The organism is Butyricicoccus faecihominis (assembly GCF_024462775.1).
GTDB lineage: Bacteria > Bacillota > Clostridia > Oscillospirales > Butyricicoccaceae > Agathobaculum > Agathobaculum faecihominis_A.
Map to the genome: position 1 here is coordinate 1 of NZ_JANGCE010000046.1, position 25,807 is coordinate 25,807.

At 55.6% G+C, this 25,807-nt stretch carries 21 protein-coding genes, 2 tRNA genes and 1 other RNA gene; 18 read left to right on the forward strand and 6 right to left on the reverse strand.

Going from position 1 to position 25,807, the window contains the following annotated elements; translation table 11 throughout:
- The first annotated feature begins 442 nt into the window (after positions 1-442).
- The 3 genes from NE562_RS16425 to NE562_RS16435 all read left to right on the forward strand — a co-directional run bounded on the left by NE562_RS16425 (position 443) and on the right by NE562_RS16435 (position 4,036).
- Positions 443-1,447, forward strand: coding sequence for a sugar ABC transporter substrate-binding protein (locus tag NE562_RS16425; RefSeq protein ID WP_280963501.1), 1,005 nt, complete (start codon positions 443-445; stop codon positions 1,445-1,447).
- An 85-nt stretch (positions 1,448-1,532) separates the two neighbouring features.
- Positions 1,533-3,032: a sugar ABC transporter ATP-binding protein gene (locus tag NE562_RS16430; protein ID WP_280963502.1), complete on the forward strand. Its 1,500-nt coding sequence runs from the start codon at positions 1,533-1,535 to the stop codon at positions 3,030-3,032.
- Positions 3,032-4,036, forward strand: coding sequence for an ABC transporter permease (locus NE562_RS16435; RefSeq protein ID WP_280963503.1), 1,005 nt, complete (start codon positions 3,032-3,034; stop codon positions 4,034-4,036). The genes NE562_RS16430 and NE562_RS16435 overlap by 1 nt, the downstream gene beginning before the upstream one ends.
- A gap of 335 nt (positions 4,037-4,371) precedes the next feature.
- Here NE562_RS16435 and NE562_RS16440 read toward each other — a convergent pair whose 3' ends face one another.
- Entirely contained in the window at positions 4,372-5,127 is a 756-nt protein-coding gene (locus NE562_RS16440; protein ID WP_280963504.1) for a TIGR02206 family membrane protein, read from the reverse strand.
- A 128-nt stretch (positions 5,128-5,255) separates the two neighbouring features.
- Entirely contained in the window at positions 5,256-7,910 is a 2,655-nt protein-coding gene (locus tag NE562_RS16445; protein WP_280963505.1) for a cation-translocating P-type ATPase, read from the reverse strand.
- A 365-nt stretch (positions 7,911-8,275) separates the two neighbouring features.
- On the opposite strand from NE562_RS16445, the gene NE562_RS16450 reads away from it, so the two are divergent.
- Entirely contained in the window at positions 8,276-8,443 is a 168-nt protein-coding gene (locus tag NE562_RS16450; protein ID WP_280963506.1) for a DUF6774 domain-containing protein, read from the forward strand.
- Between the two features lie 8 nt (positions 8,444-8,451).
- On the opposite strand, the gene NE562_RS16455 is transcribed toward NE562_RS16450, so the two are convergent.
- The 3 genes from NE562_RS16455 to NE562_RS16465 form a co-directional block, all read right to left on the reverse strand.
- Positions 8,452-9,189: a class I SAM-dependent methyltransferase gene (locus NE562_RS16455; RefSeq protein WP_280963507.1), complete on the reverse strand. Its 738-nt coding sequence runs from the start codon at positions 9,187-9,189 to the stop codon at positions 8,452-8,454.
- Positions 9,190-9,253: 64 nt separating this feature from the next.
- Positions 9,254-9,339 (reverse strand) — tRNA-Leu (locus tag NE562_RS16460).
- A gap of 25 nt (positions 9,340-9,364) precedes the next feature.
- Positions 9,365-9,449: transfer RNA gene (locus tag NE562_RS16465), tRNA-Leu, on the reverse strand.
- A gap of 378 nt (positions 9,450-9,827) precedes the next feature.
- On the opposite strand from NE562_RS16465, the gene NE562_RS16470 reads away from it, so the two are divergent.
- The 12 genes from NE562_RS16470 (at position 9,828) to NE562_RS16525 (ending at position 22,364) form a co-directional block, all read left to right on the forward strand.
- Positions 9,828-10,418, forward strand: a complete 591-nt coding sequence (locus NE562_RS16470) for a helix-turn-helix transcriptional regulator (protein ID WP_280963508.1) — start codon at positions 9,828-9,830, stop codon at positions 10,416-10,418.
- Between the two features lie 472 nt (positions 10,419-10,890).
- Positions 10,891-11,694: an NAD(P)-binding domain-containing protein gene (locus tag NE562_RS16475; protein WP_280963509.1), complete on the forward strand. Its 804-nt coding sequence runs from the start codon at positions 10,891-10,893 to the stop codon at positions 11,692-11,694.
- A 38-nt stretch (positions 11,695-11,732) separates the two neighbouring features.
- Positions 11,733-12,560 carry a carbon-nitrogen hydrolase family protein gene (locus NE562_RS16480; protein WP_280963510.1) on the forward strand — a complete coding sequence of 276 codons (828 nt, stop codon included), beginning with the start codon at positions 11,733-11,735 and terminating at the stop codon, positions 12,558-12,560.
- A gap of 75 nt (positions 12,561-12,635) precedes the next feature.
- Positions 12,636-14,264, forward strand: coding sequence for an ABC transporter substrate-binding protein (locus tag NE562_RS16485; protein ID WP_280963511.1), 1,629 nt, complete (start codon positions 12,636-12,638; stop codon positions 14,262-14,264).
- An 84-nt stretch (positions 14,265-14,348) separates the two neighbouring features.
- The gene (locus tag NE562_RS16490; RefSeq protein WP_280963512.1) at positions 14,349-15,320 is read left to right on the forward strand and encodes an ABC transporter permease; all 972 of its coding nucleotides are present in this window, start codon (positions 14,349-14,351) and stop codon (positions 15,318-15,320) included.
- A 15-nt stretch (positions 15,321-15,335) separates the two neighbouring features.
- Positions 15,336-16,214, forward strand: coding sequence for an ABC transporter permease (locus NE562_RS16495; RefSeq protein WP_280963513.1), 879 nt, complete (start codon positions 15,336-15,338; stop codon positions 16,212-16,214).
- Positions 16,215-16,225: 11 nt separating this feature from the next.
- Positions 16,226-17,218, forward strand: a complete 993-nt coding sequence (locus tag NE562_RS16500) for an ABC transporter ATP-binding protein (protein ID WP_280963514.1) — start codon at positions 16,226-16,228, stop codon at positions 17,216-17,218.
- A 1-nt stretch (position 17,219) separates the two neighbouring features.
- Positions 17,220-18,173: an ABC transporter ATP-binding protein gene (locus NE562_RS16505; protein WP_280963515.1), complete on the forward strand. Its 954-nt coding sequence runs from the start codon at positions 17,220-17,222 to the stop codon at positions 18,171-18,173.
- Between the two features lie 113 nt (positions 18,174-18,286).
- Entirely contained in the window at positions 18,287-18,760 is a 474-nt protein-coding gene (locus NE562_RS16510) for a YhcH/YjgK/YiaL family protein (protein WP_280963516.1), read from the forward strand.
- A 22-nt stretch (positions 18,761-18,782) separates the two neighbouring features.
- Complete coding sequence (gene hydA / locus NE562_RS16515; protein ID WP_280963517.1) at positions 18,783-20,192, forward strand: dihydropyrimidinase; 1,410 nt, start codon at positions 18,783-18,785, stop codon at positions 20,190-20,192.
- A gap of 161 nt (positions 20,193-20,353) precedes the next feature.
- Positions 20,354-20,932 (forward strand): TetR/AcrR family transcriptional regulator, encoded by a 579-nt coding sequence (locus NE562_RS16520; RefSeq protein ID WP_280963518.1) that lies wholly within the window; start codon positions 20,354-20,356, stop codon positions 20,930-20,932.
- Between the two features lie 118 nt (positions 20,933-21,050).
- On the forward strand, positions 21,051-22,364 hold the full coding sequence (locus NE562_RS16525) for an MATE family efflux transporter (RefSeq protein ID WP_280963519.1): 1,314 nt from the start codon (positions 21,051-21,053) through the stop codon (positions 22,362-22,364).
- A gap of 190 nt (positions 22,365-22,554) precedes the next feature.
- Here NE562_RS16525 and murD read toward each other — a convergent pair whose 3' ends face one another.
- Positions 22,555-23,916 carry a UDP-N-acetylmuramoyl-L-alanine--D-glutamate ligase gene (murD, locus tag NE562_RS16530; RefSeq protein WP_280963520.1) on the reverse strand — a complete coding sequence of 454 codons (1,362 nt, stop codon included), beginning with the start codon at positions 23,914-23,916 and terminating at the stop codon, positions 22,555-22,557.
- Between the two features lie 107 nt (positions 23,917-24,023).
- Here murD and rnpB point away from each other — a divergent pair.
- Positions 24,024-24,356, forward strand: an RNA gene (rnpB, locus tag NE562_RS16535) — RNase P RNA component class A.
- A gap of 102 nt (positions 24,357-24,458) precedes the next feature.
- Positions 24,459-25,742 carry an HD-GYP domain-containing protein gene (locus tag NE562_RS16540; RefSeq protein WP_280963521.1) on the forward strand — a complete coding sequence of 428 codons (1,284 nt, stop codon included), beginning with the start codon at positions 24,459-24,461 and terminating at the stop codon, positions 25,740-25,742.
- Positions 25,743-25,807 lie beyond the last annotated feature (65 nt).

The window sequence follows — 25,807 nt, forward strand, 5'->3', positions numbered from 1 at the left end:
ATTCTTCGCTTTGCAACAGTTTTCTATTCATTTGTGAGAACTTATTTTACAGCCCGGTTTTTTTGATCCGTTTGATGTCTCCCCGCCTTCCCGGTCAGCTATTTTGACGCGACAGCAAGATTAAAAAATATTGCGTCCACAATAGGCCAAAAATCAAAACAGCAACAAAAACCGCCGCCGTTCACGAAAACGACAAAACAGATCCATTCGTAAATACAAGCACGAGAACATCGTTAAAATAGTAATAAATCCATAAAACCGGCTGATATCTGCAAAAAATAGATTTCAAACAAAAGAAGCATACTCGATAAAACCAAGAGGACGGTTTTGTAAAAAACAAGAATGGAACAGGGTAAAAAAAGCTGCTATACTGGCACCAGAAAACAGGAAAACGCAAGGTCACAAATCAGCTATTCAAACCACACGACAAAGGAGAAATGAAATGAAAAAGGCTAATCGTTGGTTCGGCGGATTCATAGTAACGGCAATGTTATTTTCCTTGTGCGCATGCGGCGGCACGGGCGGCAGCGCGGCGGACAGCGAGGCGGGCGATGCCGGTTCGCAGACCGCCGGACAGAAAGCGACCGCGGATCTCAAGGTCGGCGTCGTCATGAAGTCGTTCGATGAATTCCAGCAGGCCGTGATGGACGGCGCGAAGCAGGGCGCGGCGGACGCTGGCATTCCCGCGGAGAACGTCACCTGCGTGGCGCCAAATAACGAAAGCGAGATCATGGCGCAGGTTTCCTCCGTTGAGGATCTGGTTGCCAAAAACGTCGATATCCTGCTTGTGGCGGCCAACCAAGCGGATACCTTGATGAATTCCCTCACCGCGGCGGCTGAAAAGAACATCAAGATCGTTATGGTCGACACGGACGCGCCGGATTTCAAGGACAAGGTCACCTATATCGGCACGGATAATTTCGAGGCCGCCTACGAAGGCGCCAAGGAATTCGGCAGCCGCCTCGGCGGCGGTAAAAACGTGGTGATCCTTCGCGGCAAGTTGGGCGACCAAAACCATGAAAAGCGCACCGAAGGCCTAATCAAGGGGCTTGAGGAGACCGGCAATACGGTGCTGGAAACGCAGGATGCCAACTGCGAATCCGACAAGGCGGCCAACGCGATGGAAGCCTTTATGACCAAATACGGCGACACCGTCGACGGCGTTATGGTTACGAGCGATTCCATGGCCATCGGCGCGGCGCAGGCCATCAAGGGCGCGGGAAAGGCGGACAGCATCGAGGTTTGCGGCTTTGACGGTTTTCAGGCCGCGATCGATCTGGTGGAGACCGGCGAAATCTCCATGATCATCGCGCAAAAGCCGTTTGAGATCGGCCGTCAAGGCGTAGAATGTGCGCTGGGTGCGCGGGAAGGCAAAACCTACGACGCTTATATCAACACCGGCATCGCCATCATCGACAGCACCAACTACACGGAATATCAGAAATGACGCATATGCGGGAGGGCCTTGATGCACCGCACTAGGCCCTCTTACCCCGGCAGACCGTGAATGCGCAATTTAGGAGGTAGGTACAGTGGCGGAAGTTGCAGTAGAGTTAAAAAACATCCGAAAGGTGTTTCCCGGCGTTGTCGCGCTCGATAACATGTCAATTCAGCTTCGGCGCGGCGAGGTACACGGTTTGATCGGAGAAAACGGCGCGGGCAAATCCACGCTGATCAAGACCCTGACGGGCGTGCACCGGCCGGACGAGGGCGAGATCTATTTGGATGGAAATAAAGTGGTTTTCCGCCAGCCCTCCGACGCGCGGCATCTGGGCATCTCGTGCGTTTATCAGGAACTGAATATCATCAAAGAGCTTTCCATCACGGACAATCTGTTTTTAGGCAACTTTGTAAAAAATAAAAGCGGGCTGCTCGATTACTCTTATATGAATCAAAAGGCCCGCGAGATCATGGCTTCCATGGAGCAGGACGTCGACCCCACCGAGCTGTGCGGCAATCAGGGCATGGGACAACAGCAAATGGTCGAGATCGGCCGGTCCATCCTGCTCGAATCCCAGATCATAATTTTGGACGAGCCTACCTCTAGTCTGGGCGAGAAGGAAGCCGCGGAACTGTTCCGCACCGTCAACATTCTGAAAGCAAAAGGCATTGCCATCCTATTCGTTTCGCATAAGCTGGAGGAAATATTCGAGCTTTGCGATGTTGTAACCGTCATGCGGGACGGCAAGCACATCATCACCAAGCCTTCCGCCGAGATGACCAAGGATGAGCTCATTACGCACATGGTCGGCCGGACGCTGACCAACCTGTTCCCTAAGATCGAAACCACGCCCGGCGAGGTCGCTTTAGAGGCGCGCGACCTGACCCGCGCCGGCGAGTATTATCACATGAGCTTTCAGGCGCGGCGCGGCGAGATTCTAGGCTTTGCGGGATTGGTCGGCGCGGGCCGCACCGAGCTGATGCGCGGCATTTTTGCGGCCGACCTACCCGATCAGGGCGATATCTTAATTGATTCCAAAAAAGTAAATATGCGCGACCCGCGCGGCGCGATCGCGCACAAGATCGCGCTCTTGACCGAGGACCGCAAGCTGCAAGGCCTTGTGCTGCAAGAATCGATCGAAAAAAACCTGACGCTGGTCAATCTCCGATCGCTCACAAAGGGCGTATTCGTAGATAAAAAACGCATTCGCAGGCAGGCGTGCGATACCGTGGACAAACTCAAGATCCGCACGCCCAGCGTGGACAAGGCGGCCGGCGAACTATCCGGCGGCAACCAGCAAAAGGTGGTAATCGGCAAATGGATCAATACCGACGCGGATATCTACATTTTTGACGAACCGACCCGCGGTATCGACGTGGGTGCGAAAGTAGAGGTCTACAAGGTCATGAACGATCTGATCCAAAACAACAAGTGCGTTATCATGATTTCCTCCGAACTGCCGGAGATTCTCGGCATGTGCGACCGCGTGATCGTCATGCGCGAAGGCGAAAAAATGGCCGAGATCGAGCGGGGCGGCGCGCATTTCAACCAAGAGGATATCATGAAGGCGGCGTGGGGAGGTAAACTCTGATGAGTATGATGGAAAAAGTCAAATCCAAAAAAATGCCGGCGTTCGTCGGCCCGTTGTTCGCGGTGCTGATCCTGTCGGTCGTATTGGTGATCGTATCGGAGCAGTTTTTAACGCTCGATAACTGGATGAACATTTTACGGCAGACCGCCATCAACGCGCTGGTATCCTGCGGCATGCTCATGGTGCTGCTGACCGGCGGCGTCGATCTTTCCGTCGGCCCGATCGTGGCCCTTTCCTCCTGCGCCATGGGCGTGATGATGCAGCGCGGCGTCACCAATTCGCTGCTATTGATCCTAGCCGCGCTGTTTGTCGGTATTTTGTGCGGCGGCTTCAACGGCCTGCTTTTCACAAAACTGAAACTTCCCCACCCCTTTGTTTCCACCATGGGCGCGCGGCAGATATACCGCGGTCTCGCTCTCCTTATCACGGGCGCGGCGCCGATCGCGGGCTTCCCGACCGGCGTGACCTTCCTCGGCTACAAAAATATCGGCTCCGCCAAGTTTCCGGTATGCTTTGTCGCGGTCGTGATCATTTTTGCACTGATGGGGCTTTTTCTCAACCGCACGGCGCTCGGCCGCAACATTTACTCGGTCGGCGGCAATAAGGAAGCCGCACGCCTATCCGGCATCCATGTGCCCCGCACGCTCAACTTTGTTTACATCATGTCCGGCCTGATGAGCGCCATCGCGGGCATCGTACTGGTCGGCCGCGTCGGAACGGCGCTGCCGCTTGCCGGTGAGACCTACGATATGGACGCGATCGCGGCCTGTGTCATCGGCGGCGCGTCCTTCAGCGGCGGCAAGGGCACGATCAGCGGCACGCTGATCGGCGCGCTGTTGATCGCCGTCATCCGCAACGGTCTGAATCTGCTCGGCGCGCAGACCGACGTGCAGTTCATCGTTATCGGCGCGGTCATTATCGCGGCGGTGTTCGTCGATGTGGTACGCGGCAACGCGGAAGCGCGCTCGCGCCGATTGGCGATGGCGAAAAAGCTCGCGGCGTAAAACTTGATGCTTTCTTCATTTTTCTCTCTTCCCCCAAAAGAGCAGGCCCCGTCCAGATCGGACGGGGCCTGCTTCAGGCTGCTAAAGAATCCTCTCGCGCCGCAGCGCGCATCAAATAGGCTTTTGCCGCAAGCGGCAAAAGCCATAAAAACTCGCGACATGCGCGTGAGTTTTTATACAAACCGACTTCAAGTGTGCCTGAAGGGCGCGCGCAGAAGCCGGAATTCTCGATCGAAATGGGGCTTTGTTTCGATCGACAGACTGTCAAAACTTGTTTTTTGACAGTCTGCAGCAGGCCCCGTCCAGATCGGACGGGGCCTTGCTCAAAATTACGCTTATTCACTATGCCGCACGGAAACGGCGGCGCGGCGGTGCGCGGCGAACGGCAGGTGGATGATAAAGCTCGCTCCCGCGAGCAGCAAAAACGTGATCAGCAGATAGACCGGTCTGCCAAAAGTATGGAAAACCCATACCAGCGGCGTGCCTGCGGGCGGCGCGTAAAGGAACATATAGTTTTCCCCGAAAATGCGGTCCACCCCGCCGACGACCAACACCAGCGCGAGAAATACGCACAGCACGCGCGGAAACCGGTGCGGATCGGGCCGGTGCAGATCAGCAGTCACCATGGCCAGCGGCACATAGATCAGCAGCATGTGCAAAAGAACGGTCTGGATCGTCTGAAACGACCAGAGAGGGTAATAATCCGCCACACCGGCTGGAAACAGGATGCCGAACACACCGCCCAGCAGCGAGGTCGCGTAGACAAAATCCCGCAGGGCCATGGACCCGGAAAAGACCGCCAGCGGAATGAACAAGCTTTGCACCCCGCATAGGTGCAGCGGCAGAAGCTGCACCACCTCGGTCACGCCGGTCAGATAAAGCCATACCGAATGCGAAAGCTCCAATACAGGCACCAGAACCGCCGCCACCCGCACGGGCGTCCACATTTTTTCCCGCGGCAGCCGCCGCGTCATCCAGAGCAGCAGCGCGAGCCCCGCGGCGGCCAGCAGTACCAGCAAAAAATGCCCCGCTCCGAAAAAGGCGAACGCCGAATCGCTCGGCTCGTACGAGCGCACAAAAAATTCCGTCATAATTCCCCTTCCGGCGGCTCCCTCCTACGAGTGCCGCTTCTTTTATCTTTTTTATCTTTCCTTGCCAGTATAGCACAAAAACAGGGAATTGTGTAGCCTGCCGCCGGAATTTGGCGCAACGCGGACTTTTAACGCGTCCCCCGCCTATTCCACCACTTGACGGCCTCCATCTGCACGATAGAGAGCAGCGCAAGACCGATCACCGCCAGCCACGCCGCCGCAGGCAGCGTGGTGAGCCGGAACGCGCTTTGCAGCGCGGGCACAAACAGGATGCACGCCATCAGCAGCGCCGAAGCCGCAAAGGACACGACGAGCCACGGGTTTGCGCCCTCGGCGCGCACCCAGATCGGCTCGGTGTTGGAGCGCTGGTTGAACGCGCGCAGCATCTGCGACAGAGCCAGCACGGAAAACGCCATGGTCTGGCCCGCCGCGTGGCTGCCCAGCCCGGCGGCGCCGATCCAGTAAGCCGACAGCGTCATCGCGGCGACAAACACGCCTTGCGTGACCACCCGCCGCACCAGATCGCGCTCAAACAACGTGCCGGATTTGACCGGCTGGTGCTTCATGATATTTTTGCTTGCCGGGTCCACGCCGAGCGCCAGCGCAGGCAATGTGGCCGTTGCAAGATTGACCCATAGGATGTGGACCGCCAAAAGCGGCGCGTCCCAGTTCAGCAAGGTGGCGGCAAACAGCGTCGCGATCTCCGCGATATTGCCCGCGAGCAAAAACTGAATCACCTTTTGGATATTGCGGTAAACACGGCGGCCCTCCTTGATCGCGTAGGCAATGGTGGTAAAGCTATCGTCCAGCAGGATCAGATCGGCCGCGTCCTTGGCAACGTCCGTGCCGGTAACGCCCATGGCCACGCCGATATCGGCCGCGCCCAGCGCCGGCGCGTCGTTCACGCCGTCGCCGGTCATGGCGGCCACTTCGCCGCCACGGCGCAGCGACTTTATAATGCGCAGCTTATCCGCCGGTGATACACGGGCGAACACGGTCGCGGTTTTTACCGCGTCGTCCAGCGCTTCGTCGGTCATCGCATCCAATTCCTCGCCCGATACGGCGGTATCGCCGGGGCGGTAGATCCCAAGCTCCTTCGCGATTGCCAGCGCGGTCACCTTATGGTCGCCGGTGATCATGATCGTGCGGATGCCCGCGGCGCGGCAGGTGCGCACCGACTCGGCGACCTCCTGCCGCGGCGGGTCGATCATGCCCACCGCGCCGACAAAGGTCATATCCCGTTCCACGTCCGCGTCCTCCTCCGGCAGCGCGGGCAGCGTTCGCATGGCAAAGCCCAATACGCGCAGCGCACCCGCCGACATCGTGTGACACAGCCGCGCGATATTATCCCTATCCTTTGCCGTAATGGGCCGCACGCCCTGCGCCGTCAGGATACGGGTGCACAGCGGCAGCATTTCGTCCACCGCGCCCTTGGTGTAAGCCGTCCACGCGCCGTCTATCCGGTGTACCGTGGTCATGCGCTTGCGGTCGGAGTCAAAGGGCTGCTCAAACAGGCGGGGGTAGTCGTCCTCCAGCGTCTCGTGGTCGATGCCGAACGCGCGCGCCAGCAGGATCAGCGCGCCCTCGGTGGGGTCGCCGATCACCGCGCCCTCGCGGTCGGGGTCAAGGCTCGCGTCGTTGCACAGCGCCGACGCGTATACCAGTTCCCGGTAGACCGCCGGATGGCGGGCCGCGGCCTGTTCGACCGGCGTAGTCCGGCCCGCTTCAAAATCGCCGTTTACCGCAATGTGTGTCACGGTCATGCGGTTGAGCGTCAGCGTGCCCGTTTTGTCGCTGCAAATCACCGTGGCGCTGCCCAGTGTTTCCACGGCGGGCAGCTTTCGGATCAAAGCGTTTTTCTTGGCCATGCGCTGCACGCCGAGCGCCATCACAATCGTAGCCGTGGCGGGCAGACCCTCCGGAATAATGGAAATGGCCAGCGAGATCGCCACCAAAAGCTGCGGAAGCAAGGGCCGCTGGTACAGCGCGCCCACCAAAAAGATCAGCACACACACGATCAGGCCGACCACTGTGAGCGTTTTGCCCACCGCGTCGAGCTTTCTCTTAAGCGGCGTATCCAGCTCATCCTGATTTTCCAGCATGCCCGCAATGCCGCCCACCTCGGTATCCATACCGGTAGCCACCACCACGCCCGCGCCGCGTCCATAAGTAACGATCGACGACGCGTACGCCATATTGGCGCGGTCGCCCAGCGTTGTCTCCGCGGGAAACACCGTTTCCGCGTCCTTTTCCGTGGGCACGGATTCGCCGGTGAGCGAGGCCTCCTGTATGGTCAGGCTTGCGGCATCGGTCAGGCGCAGGTCAGCGGGCACCATATCGCCGTCGCCCAGCAGCACCAGATCGCCCACGACCAGTTCGGCCGCGGGAACCATGCTTTCCTCGCCCTCGCGGATGACGCGCGCCGACGGCGCGCTCATGTTTCGCAAAGCATCCAGCGAAGCCTGCGCCTTTTTCTCCTGCACGATGCCGATCACCGCGTTCGTGACGACGATCATAAAGATCACGGCCGCTTCGATCCATTCGCCCAGCACGGCGGAGAACACCGCTGCGCCAATCAAAATGAGCACCATGGGGTCGAGCACCTGCGCCCGCAGCATTTGCAGCACGGTCTTGGGCGGTTTGGCGCGCAGCTCATTGCGCCCGTTCTTTTGCAATCGTTCCGCCGCCTCGGCGTCGCGCAGGCCGTCTTCGTTGGTCCCCAGTTGTTCCATGACCGCCGCACGCTCGAGCGCGTGCCAAGGCTTTCGTTTGTGATGATCCATTTTGGACTTACCACTCCTTCTTGATGATAAAAATAGTTTATATTCTGACCGCCTACTGGCGGAGGCCAGCAAAAAAGAAAAACAAAAAGGCACGACCCATCGGCCCTTTCAAAAAAGGGCGCAGGTCATGCCTTGATTTAGCATATGATTTTTGAATTACAGCCGGGCGGCCGAAACATCGGTCCGCGTCGCTACTGTCGGCATCGTCCATAGTGGGCGTTCGTTTCCTTTCCAGCGAAATAGATTGTGCCCTATTATATGGGATCGGGCGCGCGCTGTCAAGAGGAAAAACAAATAATTTACAAACATCGGCCCGCGCGGTAAGCCGCCGCCTGTCGGCGCATACGCTATACGGGGTGATTTGGATGGATGGCAACCAACTGGTGGCAGCGGTCACCGCACTGGCGATCTCCATATCGGGCGCGAACACGGCGGCGGATACCGCTATGCTCGGACTGATCTTCACGCAGCTCGGCGATACGCTGGCCACGCTTGCGGCCAAACGCGCGGAAACAGAAACGGACAGTGGATGAAATACTCTTTACCCTTGCTTTTTTGCCGCGACAAGCAGCATCATCGGGCGGCGCAGCTCGTCCCGCATGCCGGGCACCGTGTCCAGCAGCCCCGGCTCCGGCTGGGGCTCCACCAGTCCTGTGACGGCAAAGCCGGTTTTCAGCAGGGTGTTCAGGTAGGTGGTCAGTGTTTTATGGAACTTGGTAACGTGTTCGCCTAGAAAAACGGCGTCCCTCCGGCCTTCTTCAAAATAACGGTCCACCGGCCAGTGATCGCGGTTTCCCGCCGGGTCATAGCTCCAGTCCTGCGTGCCGTAGGCGGTAAACACCGGATGTTCCACGGAAAAAACAAAATCACCGCCCGCAGTAAGGCAGTCGCCGACCCGCCGGCAGATATCCCCAAAATCCGGCGTATAGTGAAAGGCCAAAGAACTGATTACCACATCGAAGCTATCCTGCGCAAACGCCATGTCCTCCATGGCCATACGCTGATAGGAAACGCTGGGCGCATGCGTCTTTTCACGCGCGACCGCGAGCATCTTTTCTGAAATATCCGTGCCCAGCACGGAAGCCGCGCCCTGTTCAGCCGCGTAGATGCAATGCCAGCCAAAGCCGCAGCCGATGTCCAGCACGCGCTTGCCCGTAAAATTCGGCAGCAGCTTTTTCAGCTCGTGCCATTCGCCCGCAGCGCTCAGCCCCTCGACCGATCGCGGAAAACGGCTGTATTCTTCAAAAAACTTTTGATCGTCATATTTGTTTTCTTTCATTTTTTACGTACTCCTTAGTGATAAAAAGAAAGTACCGATATCGTTAAGAAATCGGTACTTTCCTTGGTGCGGATGGGGGGACTTGAACCCCCACGTCCTTGCGAACACTAGCACCTGAAGCTAGCGCGTCTGCCATTCCGCCACATCCGCATATTTTGTTTTCGGGCTTAAGAGGTGGTGCGAGTGACGGGACTTGAACCCGTACGTCGATTGACACACGCCCCTCAAACGTGCCTGTCTACCAGTTCCAGCACACTCGCATTTGCCTGCTTGTCGAGTCGCTTCACTGTCAGCGACAATATGTATTATATCGAAATTGTCCCGACTTGTCAACACAAAATTTCATATTTTTTCATCTGGAATTTTCTTTCAGATCACGCGAGAAATCATCGGGCCGCAAGGCTGCTGAAAGGACAGGCGCAGTCTACCGGACTTATCACCCGTTGGCTGTTTGCCGATCCGTGCAGACCGCATTTTCCCTTACGGTTTCCTCACTCCTCCCTCCAAATTTTAATATTGGAAAAAATAAGGTTGACATTTCGGAAAACTCCGTTTACTCTGATAGTATAAACATCATCTAGACAGAGAAACCACCCGTTTCGCGTATGATTTTTACGTTTAAAATATGGAGTAACAACATGAACCATTTGAAGTTAGAGGATTTGGGCAAACGAATTGCAAAACTGCGGAAAGAAAGGCATATGACACTCAAGCAGTTGTCTGACGCAACGGGCATATCCGTGGGTTTTCTCAGCAAGATCGAAAACGGCGTCTGCAATCCGTCTATCAGCAATGTTCAAAAGATATGCTATGCCATGCAAGTGACGGTCAATGAGTTAACCGCGTTAAAAAAAGAAGACGAACTGCTGAGCACCATTCTCAAGCACGAATCCTACGTATTAAGGAAGGAAAACCGCTGCCTGATTTATGGCTTTGGCGATACGTTCCGTTTGGAAACGGTCTTTGAAGGCACGCCGGGGTTTAAGGTCAACATCATGACCCTGACCGCCGGAAACTCCGAACAATCGCATTGCATTCAGGCTTACGACAACTTTGCAATCGTCGCAAAGGGCAGCATGAAGATCGATCTGGATGATGGCACGCATTTTATTCTTTGCGAAGGCGACTGTGTCATGATCCGCGCGAAGCAACAGCATTCCATCACCAATCTGTCGGATGACACCTGTATCAGCTACTGGATTGAAATAAAGGATACCCAAACCCCCTAAAATCCGGCGTTTTCCATCACTTTTCATAGGAACAGCCCCCGCAGACATCGCATGTCTGCGGGGGCTGTTCCTATTTTTTGTAGCGGTTCCGTTTTGTTCTTAAAGGAAAACTTTCTTATTTTCTATTTATTAAGAAACATTTTTCGTATTTATCTATTTTTTATCCAATATTTTTTACAATTTTGCAGCGTTTTCAACAATTTTTATAGTTCGGTTGTTACTATTACACAAATTATACTTGACACTTCATTTCAATATGGTAAACTTCAATACATCAGATGATGTCTATATATTTTCTTTTAGGAAAACAAAACTGGAAATTTCAAAAGAAAGCTGGCGAAACAGCTCCATACAACTTGATACCGATCTGATTTAAGCGAAAGAAGGTGTTATCGTATCTCCCAACCGCCATGCAGCTCCATGTAAATCAAGGGGCACACCCTGTTGCAATCTATATGAAAGGTGTTTTTAAATGATGAATAAGCTACCCACCTTGGGGTTCCTTGGCTGCGGCGCGATCACCACAGCCATGGTTACCGGCTTTTGTGAGCGCGCCGGCAACGTCCCCTACCCCATCGTTGTTTTTGACATGAAGGCGGAATCGAGCCAGCGCTTGCAGCAACTGTTCCCGGATCGTGTGACGGCCGCCGAGAGCCTTCAGGAATGCGTCGACGCGGCCGATTGGGTGATCATCGCCGTATGGCCGCAGGCCGGCAAGGAGGTCGTCGAGTCCCTCCGGTTTCGTCCCGCGCACAAGGTCATCAACGTCATGTTCGACAAGACGGTTGAAGAGATCAAAACGTGGATGAACTGCGAGGTCGACACGATTTTACATATGATACCCGGCACCTTCCTCGCCTTCTATCCCGGCCCGATCGTGCAGTGTCCGCCCACGCCGGAAGCCGCCGAGATCTTCGGCCACATCGGAGAGATTGTCGATGTGGGAAGCCGCTACCACGCGGCGATATTCGGTTCCATCACCGCCTGTTTCGCCCCCGCGTTTGCCGTAATGGATCGCTTGATCGATTGGGCGATCTCCAAAGGCGTTCCCGTCGGCGCCTCCACGCAATATGTGACCCGCATGTTCGCGGCGGTTTGTCAGGAAGCCTGCCGGAAGGACCGCGAGGGAGTCCACTACATGGCAACGGTCAGCACGCCGGGCGGAATCAACATGCTGGCGCTGGAGCTTATCGAAAAGGCCGGCGGCTTTCAAGCTTGGGTCGACGCGATGGGCCCCGTTTTGGACTGTACCGCAGGAGATATCCCGAAGGGTTAAACAGAAGATACAAAGACTGCAAATAAGAGAGGTAGAGCATGAGTCATTTGAAAGCTGCGCTTTTGCAGATGAAGGTACAAAACGATAAGCAAGCGAATATCGACGAAGCAATAAGGCTGATCCAAGAGGTCGCGGCCGAGGGCGCGGATCTCGCCATCTTACCCGAAATGTTCTGTTGCCCCTACAATAATATTTATTTCAGGGAATATGGCGAAGAGGAACGAGGAAGCGCGCACCAAGCTTTAAGCGAGGCGGCCAAAAGCAACCGCGTCTATGTTGTGGGAGGCTCCATCCCCGAACTGGACGGGGACAAGGTATACAATACCTCCTATATTTTTGACCGGCGCGGCGCGCAGATAGGCAAGCACAGAAAAATGCATTTATTCGACATCGACGTGGAAGGCGGACAGCGGTTCAAAGAATCGGACGTATTATCCGCAGGCGACGAAGTCACGGTTTTTGATACGGAATTTTGTAAAATGGGCGTTGCGATCTGTTACGATATCCGTTTCCCGGAACTGAGCAGGCTGATGGCGCTCCGCGGCGCGGAAATCATCATCGTGCCGGCGGCGTTCAACATGACCACCGGCCCAGCGCATTGGGAAATCTTGTTTCGCGGCCGGGCCCTCGACAATCAGGTTTATGCGATCGGCGTTTCTTCCGCGCGCGATTATGAAGCCTCTTATCATTCCTACGGCAACTCCATCGTGGCGGCTCCTTGGGGCAATATCGTAAACCGGATGGACGAAAAACAAGGGTATATCATACAGGAGATCGATTTGGAGCAAGTGGCCAAGGTCAGGAAAGAGCTCCCCATGTTAAAGCACCTGAGAAACGACGTTTACACATTGCAGACCAACCAATAGCAAGGAGGAGACTGTTTATAAGCGTTTTGACCGCGATCCAATCCGGGGCCCCTGAAACTGTATAGGAGGATTCAAATGAAAAAGGTTAAAAATCGCAGTTCCAAGATTTTAGCATTCCTTTTGGCGGCTCTTTCTGTTTTCACCCTGCTGGCCGGCTGCGGCAACGGCGGCGCTTCATCCGGCGCAGATACAGGCAAAAGCGCGGGGGCTTCGTCCCTTGGCGCGCAGGATCCCACCAAGTTGACTGTTCAGGCCGCTACCGACCCCGCCATACTGGTCCCGATGCACTCCTACGTCGTGCCGGACCATAACATCATTTACAACATTTATGACGGCCTGACCGAAATGTACATGGGCGATTCAAACGATATACGCCCCGCGCTCGCGGAATCGTGGGATGTTAACGATGAAGCCACGGAGTACATCTTCCATTTGCGCCACGGCGTCAAATGGCACGACGGCGTTGAATTTACCGCCAAGGACGTGATCGGCACGATCGATCTGCAAAAAGAATCCGCGTTGACTAAAAACAAGATCACCATGTTTGAAAAGTGGGAAGCGGTGGACGACTATACGGTCAAGATCACCTTGAACACGCCGTTTCTTTACATGCCGGCCCTGATGAGCACGCCGCAAATGCTCATCGTAAGGCCCGATCTGGTAAAGGAACACGGCGACGCGGTCGAAGCGATCGTCGGCACCGGCCCGTACATGGTGGATCAGTGGAACACCGGCGAAGGCATCACACTGAAAGCCTTTGAAGATTACTGGATGGGCAGCCCGAGCATCAAAACCATAGAATTCAAAACCATATTGGATAACAACACGGCGGTCAACGCCTTCAAGAGCGGCGAACTGGACGAGTTCCGGTTTGCCAGCGCGCTCGATATCGAATCTGTCAAAAACAATCCCGACGTCGTCGTAACGACCGTGAAAAAGGATTCCACCTTGGTCCTGCTCATGAATATGGATAACGTTCCGGCGCTCGACGATTTGCGCGTTCGTCAGGCGATCGCGTACGCCATCGACCGAGAAGCGATCAATCTAGCCGTTTTTGACGGCCTGAGCGAGCCCAGCCGGATGCCGTTTACAGAAAACTGCCCCGGTTGGCTGCCCAAGGAAGAATACGAGCAGTACGACTATAACCCCGAGAAGGCCAAAGAGCTGCTGAAAGAAGCCGGATACGGCGAAGGCGAGCTGTCTTTGAAATTGACCTACGCGACCACGCCGCTCGAAACCAGCGCCGCGACCGCTTTCCAAGCGGCCCTGCTCGCGGTCGGCATCGACGTTGTCAGCGAACCCCTTGAAATGAATATCGCCGTGCAAAAGGTTTCCGCGTCCAGAGATTTTGAATTAGCGGTTTATAACATGGGCTTTACCGCTTCCAATCCCGTCAACATTTACAACAACAACTGGCATTCCAACAGCGCTTTCCTATTCTTTAATTATAAGCAGAAGCCGAAGAGCGAGCCCCTCGACAAGCTGATTGAAGAAGCGAATTCCTCCAGCGATCTGGACGAGGCGCGGGCCAAGTATCAGGAAGTCATGAAGCAAGTGATGGATAACGTGTACAGCGCCCCCTCTGTTCGCGTCAACCAGCAAATCCTGACCGACGCCAGACTAAAAGGCATCAACTACGATTCGGTCTCGACCGCGCAGCAGAAATTCTACTACTATCACTGGGACTTAGGAGAGGGTTCGTAAGCTAACGCCATAAGGCATCGTTTGGCCCAACCGGCCGGTGGATACCGTCGCCAAACGATGCCTTTCTTTCAAAGGAGATCACAAATGGGAAGATATATCCTAAGAAGAGTCGTCTTGATTCCGATCATGCTTCTTTTTTCCACTTTTATTATCTTTTGTTTGGTGAACATCTCCCCTACCGATCCTGCATTGATCATACTTGGCACAGACGCTACGCCAGAGGCGGCGGCGCAAGTCCGAACCGAGCTGGGGCTGGATAAGCCGTTTCTTGTGCAGTATGTCAATTATATCAAAAACGCTGTTCAAGGGGATCTGGGGACCTCTTACTTTACAAAAAACCAAGTCAGCGATGAAATCCTATCGCGCGTGCCGACGACCCTAAAGTTAACCTTCGGCGGGATCCTTTTGGCCATCGCGATCGGTGTGCCGCTGGGCATCCTATGCGCCGTCAAACAATACAGCTGGATCGATAACGTTGCGACCACGGTCGCCATGTTCTTCGCAGCTATGCCGACCTTTTGGCTCGCCCTATTGCTGATGCTGCAATTTGCCATGAAACTGCGATGGTTCCCGGTCATGGGGACCAACGATGGGCTGAAAAGCTTTATTTTGCCGATCATTACGGTCTCGCTGCCATACATAGGCCATTATTTAAGATATACGCGTTCCTCCATGCTGGATACGATCCGTCAGGATTATGTAACGACCGCGCGCTCCAAGGGCAACGCGGAGCGAACGGTTATCCTGAACCACTCGCTGCGCAACGCCCTTTTGCCGCTGGTTACGATCACCGGGCTGTACATTGCCGGACTGATGTCATCGGCCGTCGTCGTGGAGAGCGTTTTCGCCCTGCCGGGCGTGGGACTGCTGGTGCTGGAATCGATCAAGAAAAAGGATATCCCCATGATCTTGGGCTGTATCGTTTTTCTCGCCACGGTATTTCTGGTGATCACGCTGATCATGGATGTGTTATACGCCTATCTTGATCCTCGAATCAAGGCAGCCTATATGAAAAACCAAAAGGGCTTTGGTAAACATGCAAAAAAGGCAAAGTAAAGGAGGGTTTACACCGTGGCACATCCTAAAAAAACAAAAAAGAACAGCACCTTTCACGAGGGTTGGCGCAGATTGCGGAAAAACCCCCGCGCCATGGTGGCCTTAGGGTTTCTGATTTTTTTCTTTCTTGTGGCGATTTTCGCGGACTTTATCGCGGATTACCAGACGCAGGTCGTCATGCAGGTACCCGCGGAGCGGCTGCAGCCGATCAGCGCGGCGCACTGGTTCGGAACAGACAACTACGGCAGAGATATCTTTGCCCGAATCGTCCACGGCACGCGCATCGCCGTTCTTTACGGGTTTGGCGCTACTTTGATCGGCATTGTGATCGGCAGCTTGGTCGGGACCACCTCCGCCTATTTCGGCGGCCGGATCGATGATATCATCATGCGTATCGTCGATGTCATGAGCACCATCCCCACGTTATTGCTGGCTTTGGCAATCGTTGCCGGTCTCGGCGGCGGTTTGATACAGGTCGTGATCGCGCTCGCGGTCGGGCAGATACCAAACTTTGTGCGCGTGGTGCGTTCCTCCGCCCTGTCCGTTGTCAATACGGAATATCTGGAAGCCGGCAAGGCGCTGGGCGCCGGTCACCTTTGGCTTATTTCCAAATACGTGATGCCCAATGTCATCAGCATTATCTTGATACAGGGCGCGATGAACGTATCCTTCAATCTGCTCATGGGCGCAACGCTCAGCTTCGTCGGCCTCGGCGCGCAGGTGCCGACGCCGGAATGGGGTTTTATGCTGAAGGAAGGGCTTTCCTTCATGGAGTTCTACCCGCATATCGTCATTATTCCCGGCCTTTGCCTTATGCTTGTTGCATCAGCCATTAACACCTTCGGAGATTGCCTGCGGGATGCTTTGGATCCGAGGCTGAAAGGAAAAGCATAGGAGGAACAGATATGAAGGAAAAGCTTTTAGAAATAACGGATCTGGAAATTCAGTACGTGACCGACGGCGAGATCGTGCACGCGATCAACGGGATCGATCTTACCATTCACAAAGGCGAGACAATGGCGCTGGTGGGTGAGACCGGCGCGGGAAAAACCACAACGGCCATGGCCATCCTCCGTTTGCTGCCCAAGTACACCGGAAAAATTAAGCGCGGCAAAATTATGCTGGGCGATATAGATCTATTACAGCTAAAGGAAAAAGCGCTGCACGATATTCGCGGCAAACGCATTTCCATGATCTTTCAGGACCCCATGACGAGCCTGAACCCGGTGATACCCGTGGGCAAGCAAATCGGCGAAGTGATCGCATTGCACAATCCACACATGAGCAAGCACGAGGTCGAAGAAAAGGTAGAGCAGATGCTCGGTTTGGTCGGCATACCCGCTCGCAGAAAAACGGAATATCCGCACCAGTTTTCCGGCGGCATGAAGCAGCGGGTCATGATCGCGATCGCCATCGCCTGCAATCCCGAGCTGCTCATCGCCGATGAACCGACCACGGCGCTCGATGTGACGATTCAAGCGCAAGTGCTTAAAATGATGAACAATCTGCGCAAGGAGCTGAACACCGCCGTTTTGCTGATCACCCACGATCTGGGCATTGTTGCGAACTTCTGCGATGCCGTATCGATCATGTACGCGGGCGAGATCATTGAGCAGGGCACTTTAGAGGATATTTTCGACAAAGAAAGAGAACACCACCCCTATACCATCGGCCTATTCGGCTCAATACCGAACATCGAAGATCAAAGAGACCGATTAAGCCCCATCCCGGGCCTGATGCCCGATCCGACCGATCTGCCAAAGGGCTGCAAGTTTCACACGCGCTGTCCGAAATGCACCGAGCAATGCAAGGACGGCGAGGTCCCTGTCCACGTTCGGGGCACGCATCAAATAAAATGCCGCCTGATCGAAGACGCGGCCGCAAACGGAGGTGTGTGAAATGGGCGAAGTCTTATTAGAATGCAAGCATTTAAAGAAGTATTTCAGCGTGCCGAACGGCATGCTCCATGCCGTGGACGACGTGAGCTTTTCTTTGGAAAAAGGTAAAACGCTGGGCGTCGTGGGCGAAAGCGGCTGCGGCAAGTCCACCTTAGGGCGCACCATACTCCGGTTGCTTCCCCATACCGACGGCGAAGTGATCTTTGAGGGCCAAAACATCCTGCAATACAGCGGCGAGCAAATGAAGCGCCTCAGAACAAAAATGCAGATCATCTTTCAGGACCCTTTTTCCTCGCTCAATCCGCGCTACACCGTTTTTGACACGATTGAGGAACCGCTAAAGATCCACAAGGTCTACAAGACGCAAAGCGAAGTGTACGGCAGGGTCAAGGAGCTCATGGAGGTGGTCGGTCTTGCGGCGCGCTACGAAAACGCCTATCCCCACGAGCTGGACGGCGGGCGGAGACAGCGCATCGGCATCGCCAGAGCGTTAGCCTTGAATCCCAGCTTCATCGTATGCGACGAGCCGGTCAGCGCACTGGACGTGTCCATACAGGCGCAGGTACTGAATCTGATGATGGATCTCAAGGATTCTCTGGGCCTTACCTACATGTTCATCACGCACGACCTTTCCGTGGTCAAGCATATTTCAGACGATATCGTGGTGATGTACCTTGGACAGATCGTAGAAAAGGCCAACGGCAACGATATTTTCGCGCACCCTCTGCATCCCTATACCAAGGCGCTGCTCAGCGCCATCCCTCTGCCCGATATCAAGTACAAGGGCAAGGAAGCCGAGACCATCAAGGGCGAGCTGTCCTCGCCGATCAACCCAAGCCCGGGCTGCCGCTTTGCTCCGCGTTGTCCGAAAGCGACGGAAAAATGCACGGCCTGCAACCCCGCGCTCAAAAACATGGGTTCCGATCATTGGGTATCCTGTCATTTATATGATTAGGAGGTCGGTGAGCGAAAGCACCGGAACGCGTCGCCGCACGCGATAGGAACGGATTAAAAACAAGGAACAGGACGGCGAGCCGCACTGCTCCGCCGATTGATAGGAGGTCAACCATGGTATATGATAATTTGGATCGTCTCGCACGGTATTCCTTTCTCAACGAAAATATTTGCACCGTTATAAAATATTTGAAGGAGCATTCTTCCGAAGAGCTTTTGGCTCTGCCGGCCGGCAGATACGACGTCGACGGCGAAAATTGCCGCCTATTCAAACAATCCTTTGAATCCAAGCCCATCGATGAAAAGGGCTTTGAGCTCCACACCAAATACACCGATCTTCAGATCGTCCTCGGCGGGATCGAGACCTGCTACATCGACTTTGTCAACGACCAGAACGCATACCCCGGCTATGACGAAGAGGCGGACCTCTGCCTCTATCCCCATCAGGTGGACGGCCGTATCATTCTATATCCCGGCGTATTCGCCCTTTTGGAGCCGAACGACGGCCACCTGCCGCAGCGTCGCTACGGCGACACGCCGGTACATGTGGAAAAGCTTTTGTTCAAGTTGCGGAACGCGCCAGCGTAAAGGAAAAGGAGTGTAAGCTTTCATGGATCTGATCATCAAGGGAGGAACGGTCGTATCTCCTTACGGGCGTAAACAGACGGACGTGATGGTGGACAAGGGTAAAATCGTCGCGGTTGGCGACGCGAGCGGTTTTCAGGCCGGCCGCGTCGTGGACGCCACCGGTAAAATGGTCATTCCCGGCGGTATCGATACCCACGTGCACATCGAATCCCCTTATATGGGACGCTTTGGCGGGGATGATTATTATACCGCCTCGGTGGCGGCCGCGATCGGCGGCACCACTACTTTTATCGATTTCGTCAAGCCGTCCGAAGGTCATACGCCGATGGAGCTGGCGCAAAAGCGCATTTCCATGGCCGAGGAACGCGGCGCGGTCGTCGATTTCAGCTTTCATATCGTTTTGAACAAGGCTGCTCCGGAAGTGCTCGGCGCGATCAAGGAAATGGTCGCCTTCGGCACCCCATCCTTTAAGATGTATACGACAACCACCAAGGACGGCGATATTTACGCCTTAATGGAAGAGATTAAGAAGCAGGGCGGCTTGGCATTCATACACTCGGAAAACGCCGGTATCATTGATTATAAGGTCGCGCAGGCGTTAAGCGAAGGCAAAACCGACTATATTTATCAAGCGCTGACGCGGCCGAACATTGTGGAGCAGGAAGCGATTCAGCGCATGGCGCTGTTTGCCACAAAGCTCGGAGCAGCCGTCTTTATCGCGCACGTGTCCACCCATGAAGGCGCGGAAATCTGTCAGGCGGCAAAGAAAAAGGGCCTGCCCGTCTATGCGGAGACCTGTCCGCATTATCTGCTCTTTACCGAGGACAAGCTCCGGGACGCGGAAAACGGGCTGCTGTATATCCAAAGCCCGCCCTTGCGCAAGGAAGAGGATATCGACGCGCTGTGGAAAGCGCTCAAGAACAGATCGATCCATGTTACCTCGACCGATCATTCCTCCTTCCCCCGGTTTGAAAAGGCCATGGATTTGAAAAGGGATGAAAACGGGAACTATATTCCGGAATTCAACAAGGTGACCAACGGTGTGCCCGGAATCGAGATGCGGCTCCCCACCCTGATCAACGGCGTAAGCGAAGGAAAGCTGACATGGGAAGAGCTGGTATACGTCAACAGCTACGGCGCCGCTAAGATCTTCGGCTTCTATCCCGACAAGGGCCTGATCGAAGCGGGCGCGGACGCGGATATCGTGCTTGTCGATCCCGACAAGGAGGTCTCCATCACAAACGCCATGCTTCATATGAAGGTCGATTATACCGTATATGAAGGGCTGCAATACAAGGGGTGGCCTGTTATGACCATTCAGAAAGGCGTGATCCTAGCGGAAAACGGAGCATTCGTCGGGCCAAAGGGTCACGGCAAGTTCATCCGCCGAAAACTTGATCCAACCATTCTCAAAACCTCTGATTGGTCATAAGCGCTTCCATAACAACAGCAACACAGGCTGCCGAACTTGCGGTTCGGCAGCCTGTGTTGCGTACAGCGATCCCCTTTATCGCACCGTCAATGCAACACCGTGTTGACTTTAGCGCGCCCATGGAGTATAATGCCGATATCTTGTTTTGGGAGGCCTTCGTCATGTCCGGTACCAACCGCCGCGTGCAGTTCACCCGGAACGCCCTGCGCGGCGCCCTGCTTGAGCTGATCCGGCAAAAGCCCATCAAAAGCATCACAGTGACCGATCTGTGCTCCTGCGCCGATATCAACCGCAGCACCTTCTACCTGCATTATAAGGATGTATACGATCTTTTGGGCGAAATGGAAAACGATCTGCTCGCTCAAATGAGGGGCGCGTTCCCGCCCGAAAACGAGCACGCCCTCGGCATGCTGCCGATGATCCGCGTGGTGTACGAAAACCGCACGCTCTGTCTTGCCATTCAGGGCGAAAACGGCGATCCCCGCTTTGCCGAGCGGATTACCCGTCTGTCGCGCGAAGCGTTTGTTTCCCGCTGGCGGCAAACCATGCCCGCCCGCGAGGAGCACCAGATCCTGCTGATCTACTCCTTCGTCAGCGCCGGCGCGGCCGCCGTTTTGATGCAGTGGCTGCGGGACGACTGCCCCGAAAGTCCGGAAGAGGTGGCCGAGCTGCTCCGCCAGTTTGCGGAAAGCTGCTTTGCTTCCTTTGCGCCGGGTACGGCGGACAAGCACCAAAACTAAATCAACATCGCTGCGCTTTGCCGCCGGGTAGAGCGTGAAAAACAGCGTTCGGCCCCGCACCGACAGGCCATAGAAGGTGCGGATTTGCCGGGCGCTTTTTAATGGAGGAAATCACCAAATGCAAACGCAAAACCTGAACCGGGAATTCGGCCGGTACGTCACCCTGAACATCTTCGGCATGATCGGCCTTTCATGCTATATTCTGGCCGATACGTTTTTTATCGCCCGCGGCACGGGCGCGAACGGACTGGCCGCGCTGAACATCGCCATACCAGCCTACAGCGTGATGCACGGAACCGGGCTGATGATCGGTGTGGGCGGCGCGACGCGCTACTCCGTCTGCCGCGCGCAGGGCGATGGGGCGGCGGCAGACCGCACCTTCACCCACGCCGTTTTGCTCGCACTGCTTGTCAGCGCGGTATTTCTCGCCCTCGGCGCGTTTTTTTCCGCCCCGCTCGCCCGCCTGCTCGGCGCGAATGACGCGATCTTTGCTATGACGCGCACCTACTTGCAAACCCTTTTGTGCTTCGGCCCATTTTTTGTGTTGAACAACGTGTGCGTCGCCTTTGTGCGCAACGACGGCGCGCCCGGCTTGGCAATGTTCGGCATGCTCTTTGGCAGCTTCGCCAACATTGTACTAGATTATCTGTTTATTTTCCCCTGCGGACTTGGTATTTTCGGCGCGGCCCTCGCGACCGGCGCTTCGCCCATTTTGAGCATGCTGGTGCTTTCCCGCCATTTCAAAACCCCGGCGCGCGGGTTTCATTTCCGCAAAACGCCGGTTCGCCCCAGACTGTTCGGCGCGATCTGCGCACCCGGCCTTTCCTCTCTGGTGGGCGAGCTGTCCACCGGCTTTGTGCTGCTGCTGTTCAACCTTGTCATCCTGCGGCTGGCGGGCAATATGGGCGTGGCGGCGTACGGCATCGTCGCCAACCTGTCCATCGTTGCCATCTCCATTTTCACCGGCATCGCGCAGGGCACGCAGCCGCTGCTCTCCGGCTGCTACGGACGCGGCGAGCAGGCTTCGCTCGGCTTGCTGGTGCGGCGCGCGGCCGTTCTGGCTCTTCTTATCGCCTCCGCGCTTTACGCGGTCGTGTTCCTGTTCGCCGGGCCGCTTGCCGCCGCCTTTAACAGCGAAGGCTCCGCCGCCCTTACCGCGCTTGCCGTGCCCGGCCTGCGCATTTACTTCGGCGGGCTTTGGTTCTGCGGCGTCAATATCATCGCGGCGGCGTTTTTCAGCGCGGTCGGCAGGCCTGTATGGGGCTTTCTGCTCTCGCTGATGCGCGGGCTGATCGTTATCGTTCCCGTGCTGCTCACCCTGTCCTATCTGTTTGGTATGACCGGCGTGTGGGCGGTCTCTCCCGTGATGGAAGGCGTCACGCTGCTATTCACGCTCAGCCTGCTTGCGGCGTATTTCCGCAAAGCCGCATAACGCAAAGGGCGCGTTGCAAAATAAAAGAATTTCCGTGTGTCATTCTGAACGAAGTGAAGAATCCCGCGCGAACGCGCGGATCATACGTTGGTTTCGCGTGTTCGCGCGAGATTCTTCGTCGCTTCGCTCCTCAGAATGACAAGGTATAAAACATTCTTTTATTTTGCAACGCGCCCTTTTATATATGCTTTTACAGTGCGTTTACCAGCGCCTTGAACAGATTGCCGCGCTCCATAAAGTTTTTGAAGCGGTCAAACGAGGCGCTTGCCGGGCTCATCATGACCACGTCGCCCGGCTCCGCCACGGCGGATGCCTCGCGCACGGCGGTCTCCAGATCTTCCACTTCGATCACCGGCGGCTTTTCGCCCTCGGCATTCCGTACGCAATCGCGTATCTTGGGCCCGGTCGCGCCGGTGACGAACAGCGTTTTCACATGGCGGCAGATCGGCTCGCCCAGCACGTCGTACGGAATGTTCTTATCATATCCGCCCGCGATGAGGATTACCTTTTGCTGAAACGAAGCGAGACCCGCGATCGTACGCGTCGGGCTGGAAGCGATAGAATCGTTATAATACTTGACCCCATCCTTCTCCCGTACAAACTCGATGCGGTGCTCCACCCCGCCGAAGGTAGCGGCCACGGCGCGGATATCCTCGTCCGTGCACCAGCCCTGAACGATCGCGGCGGCCATCATCATGTTGTAAACGTTGTGCGCGCCGGGGATGCGGATATCGCCCGCCGCCATCAGTTCGCGCGACACGCCGTTTTCCGCGATATAGATGGTGTCGTTTTTCAGATATACGCCGTTGGCCAGCTCACTCTCCTTGCTGGTGCAAAAAAGGTTGCCGGACGCGTGCAGCGAACGCGTGACCTTGTCGTCCAAATTAAGGATCAGCCGGTCACCCGGCTTTTGGTTGCGATAGATCGCGGTCTTTGCCTCGACATACTCCTCAAAATCCTTATGGTAATCGAGGTGGTTCGGCGTCAGGTTGGTGATCGCCGCGACCGACGGGCTGTACTTCATGTGCATCAGCTGGAAGGAAGAAAGCTCGACCACGGCGAGATCCTCCGGCCCCATCTCATTGACGCGCGGCAGCAGCGGCCGGCCAATATTGCCGCCCAGATGCACGGTTTTGCCCGCGTGCCGCAGCATTTCGCAAACCAGCGTGGTCGTGGTGGTTTTGCCGTCCGACCCGGTGATGCCGATGATCGGGCATGGGCACACCGCGAAGAAAAGCTCCATTTCGCTGGTGACGGTGCTGCCGTTTTCACGCGCCTTTTCCAGAAAGCGCGGGTGCAGGCCGGGCGTGCGGAAGATCACATCCTCCGTCAGCGCGTCCAGATAATGCTCCCCCAGCACAAAATCCACGCCCAGCGTCGCCAGCGTGGCGTATTGATCGCCCAGATCCTCGGGCGTTTTTTTGTCGTGCACGGTCACCTTGATACCGGCTGCGCGCAGCATACTGATGAGCGGCATATTGCTGACCCCGGCGCCGATCACGCCGACCGTTTTATCCAGCAAGCCGCCAAAATATTGTTCCAAAGCTGTCATGTTATGTGCATTCGCCCCTTTTCACATATCCTATAGTGTACACGATTTTGCATTATATTGCAAGTACGGTTTGACGCTTTCCTTTTTTTGCGGTATACTAAGGAGCGTGAGTGATGCAAATGGTCGCGCAGCATACGCTGTGAGGAAAGTCCGGGCTGCACAGGGCAAGGATAACGGATAACGTCCGCCGAGGGTGACCTTAGGAATAGTGCAACAGAGATATACCGCCTCTTTTATAAGGGGTAAGGGTGGAAAGGCGAGGTAAGAGCTCACCGCGCCCCGTGGTAACACGGGGGGCCTGTAAACTCTATCCGCAGCAACGTCGACCGGGGCTATGATCGGCCCGATCGTCCCAACTGACGGCTTGAGGCGCGCGGTAACGCGCGTCCCAGATAGATGATCATTGAATACAGAACCCGGCTTATAGCATCACTCACACCATGCAAATAAGCGCGCGAACCGTTCCCAATAGGTACGGATCGCGCTTTTCTTTTATCTTTATTTGTGTTACACTGAGAAAAACAGCGGAAGAGGATAACCCTATGCTGCAATATAACATCAGCTTTATCGACAACAAAGCCATTATCGGCATCCTGCGCCGCACCTGCAACCACGTGGACAAGCGCCTAATGGATCACGGCATCCGCGTGGCCTATATCGTCTCCCGCCTGCTGCGCGACATGCCCGGCTGGGACGCCGCGATGCAGCGCGACGTCTGCACGCTTGCCATCCTGCACGATGTGGGCGCTTACAAAACCGCCGAGATCGACCGCATGCTGAAATTTGAAAGCAACAACATTTGGGAGCATTCGGTGTACGGCTATTTGTTCGTCAAATACTTTTCCCCGCTGCGGGAATACGCGCAGGCCATTCTGTTTCATCATGCGCCGTGGCGGATGCTGCAAGGCGCGGCCGACGTCAGCGAGCAAAACAAGCAGATCGCGCAGCTGCTCTCGATCGCCGACCGGGTGGACGTATGTCTGAACGCCGAGTATTGCCCGTATGCGGAATTGGTTTCGCTGCTCCAAAAGGAGCGCGGCACACGCTTTGCGCCCGCCCTCGTCGACCGGGTGCTGGAACACGACTTTACCGCCGTCTCCGCCGAACAGGCGGAAAGCGATCCGGTGTTTGCGCGCATGCTGTACGGCACGCCGTTTTCCGAAGCGGATATCCGGGAATATTTGACCATGATCATCTTTAGCATCGATTTTCGCAGCCGCCACACGGTCACCCACGCGATGACCACCACGAGCATCTCCAGCGAACTGGCCTTCTTTATGGGGCTTGACTCCGCCGCGCGCAGCGATATCGTTTGCGGCGCGCTGCTGCACGATCTGGGCAAGATCGGCGTACCGGTCGAAATATTGGAATACCCCGGCAAGCTCAGCCCGCAGGCCATGTCCGTGATGCGGTCCCATGTCGATATCACGGAGGAGATCTTTGACGGCTCCATTCCCCCGCCGATCCAGCGCATCGCCCTTCGTCACCATGAGAAGCTAAACGGCGCAGGCTATCCCCGCGGCCTAACAGGCGGCGAGCTGACCCTCGGCGAGCGCATCGTCGCCGTGGCCGACATCGTGAGCGCCTTGGCCGGTACGCGCAGCTACAAAGAAGCCTACGGCAAGGAACGCATCGTCCGCATCATCACTCAAATGAAAAGCGACGGGCTGATCGACCCCGACATCGTCGATTGTATGAACCTGCATTACGACGAGATCATGCGCGCGACGCAGGACCGCTGCCTGCCTATTCTGGATATCTATCAAGCGCTGCAAGAGGAGTACATCACCCTGTTCACGCGCTATAATACCAAAGAACCGCAATAGACCAAAAAGCGCTGTAAAATAAGTTCTCACAAATGAATAGAAAACTGTTGCAAAGCGAAGAATGC

Coding starts and splice junctions, on each gene's coding strand:
- NE562_RS16425 (WP_280963501.1), top strand. CDS start 443: ATGAAAAAGGCTAATCGTTGGTTCGGCGGATTCATAGTAACGGCAATG.
- NE562_RS16435 (WP_280963503.1), top strand. CDS start 3,032: ATGAGTATGATGGAAAAAGTCAAATCCAAAAAAATGCCGGCGTTCGTC.
- NE562_RS16440 (WP_280963504.1), bottom strand. CDS start 5,127: ATGACGGAATTTTTTGTGCGCTCGTACGAGCCGAGCGATTCGGCGTTC.
- NE562_RS16445 (WP_280963505.1), bottom strand. CDS start 7,910: ATGGATCATCACAAACGAAAGCCTTGGCACGCGCTCGAGCGTGCGGCG.
- NE562_RS16450 (WP_280963506.1), top strand. CDS start 8,276: ATGGATGGCAACCAACTGGTGGCAGCGGTCACCGCACTGGCGATCTCC.
- NE562_RS16455 (WP_280963507.1), bottom strand. CDS start 9,189: ATGAAAGAAAACAAATATGACGATCAAAAGTTTTTTGAAGAATACAGC.
- NE562_RS16470 (WP_280963508.1), top strand. CDS start 9,828: ATGAACCATTTGAAGTTAGAGGATTTGGGCAAACGAATTGCAAAACTG.
- NE562_RS16475 (WP_280963509.1), top strand. CDS start 10,891: ATGATGAATAAGCTACCCACCTTGGGGTTCCTTGGCTGCGGCGCGATC.
- NE562_RS16480 (WP_280963510.1), top strand. CDS start 11,733: ATGAGTCATTTGAAAGCTGCGCTTTTGCAGATGAAGGTACAAAACGAT.
- NE562_RS16485 (WP_280963511.1), top strand. CDS start 12,636: ATGAAAAAGGTTAAAAATCGCAGTTCCAAGATTTTAGCATTCCTTTTG.
- NE562_RS16490 (WP_280963512.1), top strand. CDS start 14,349: ATGGGAAGATATATCCTAAGAAGAGTCGTCTTGATTCCGATCATGCTT.
- NE562_RS16500 (WP_280963514.1), top strand. CDS start 16,226: ATGAAGGAAAAGCTTTTAGAAATAACGGATCTGGAAATTCAGTACGTG.
- NE562_RS16505 (WP_280963515.1), top strand. CDS start 17,220: ATGGGCGAAGTCTTATTAGAATGCAAGCATTTAAAGAAGTATTTCAGC.
- NE562_RS16510 (WP_280963516.1), top strand. CDS start 18,287: ATGGTATATGATAATTTGGATCGTCTCGCACGGTATTCCTTTCTCAAC.
- hydA (WP_280963517.1), top strand. CDS start 18,783: ATGGATCTGATCATCAAGGGAGGAACGGTCGTATCTCCTTACGGGCGT.
- NE562_RS16520 (WP_280963518.1), top strand. CDS start 20,354: ATGTCCGGTACCAACCGCCGCGTGCAGTTCACCCGGAACGCCCTGCGC.
- NE562_RS16525 (WP_280963519.1), top strand. CDS start 21,051: ATGCAAACGCAAAACCTGAACCGGGAATTCGGCCGGTACGTCACCCTG.
- murD (WP_280963520.1), bottom strand. CDS start 23,916: ATGACAGCTTTGGAACAATATTTTGGCGGCTTGCTGGATAAAACGGTC.
- NE562_RS16540 (WP_280963521.1), top strand. CDS start 24,459: ATGCTGCAATATAACATCAGCTTTATCGACAACAAAGCCATTATCGGC.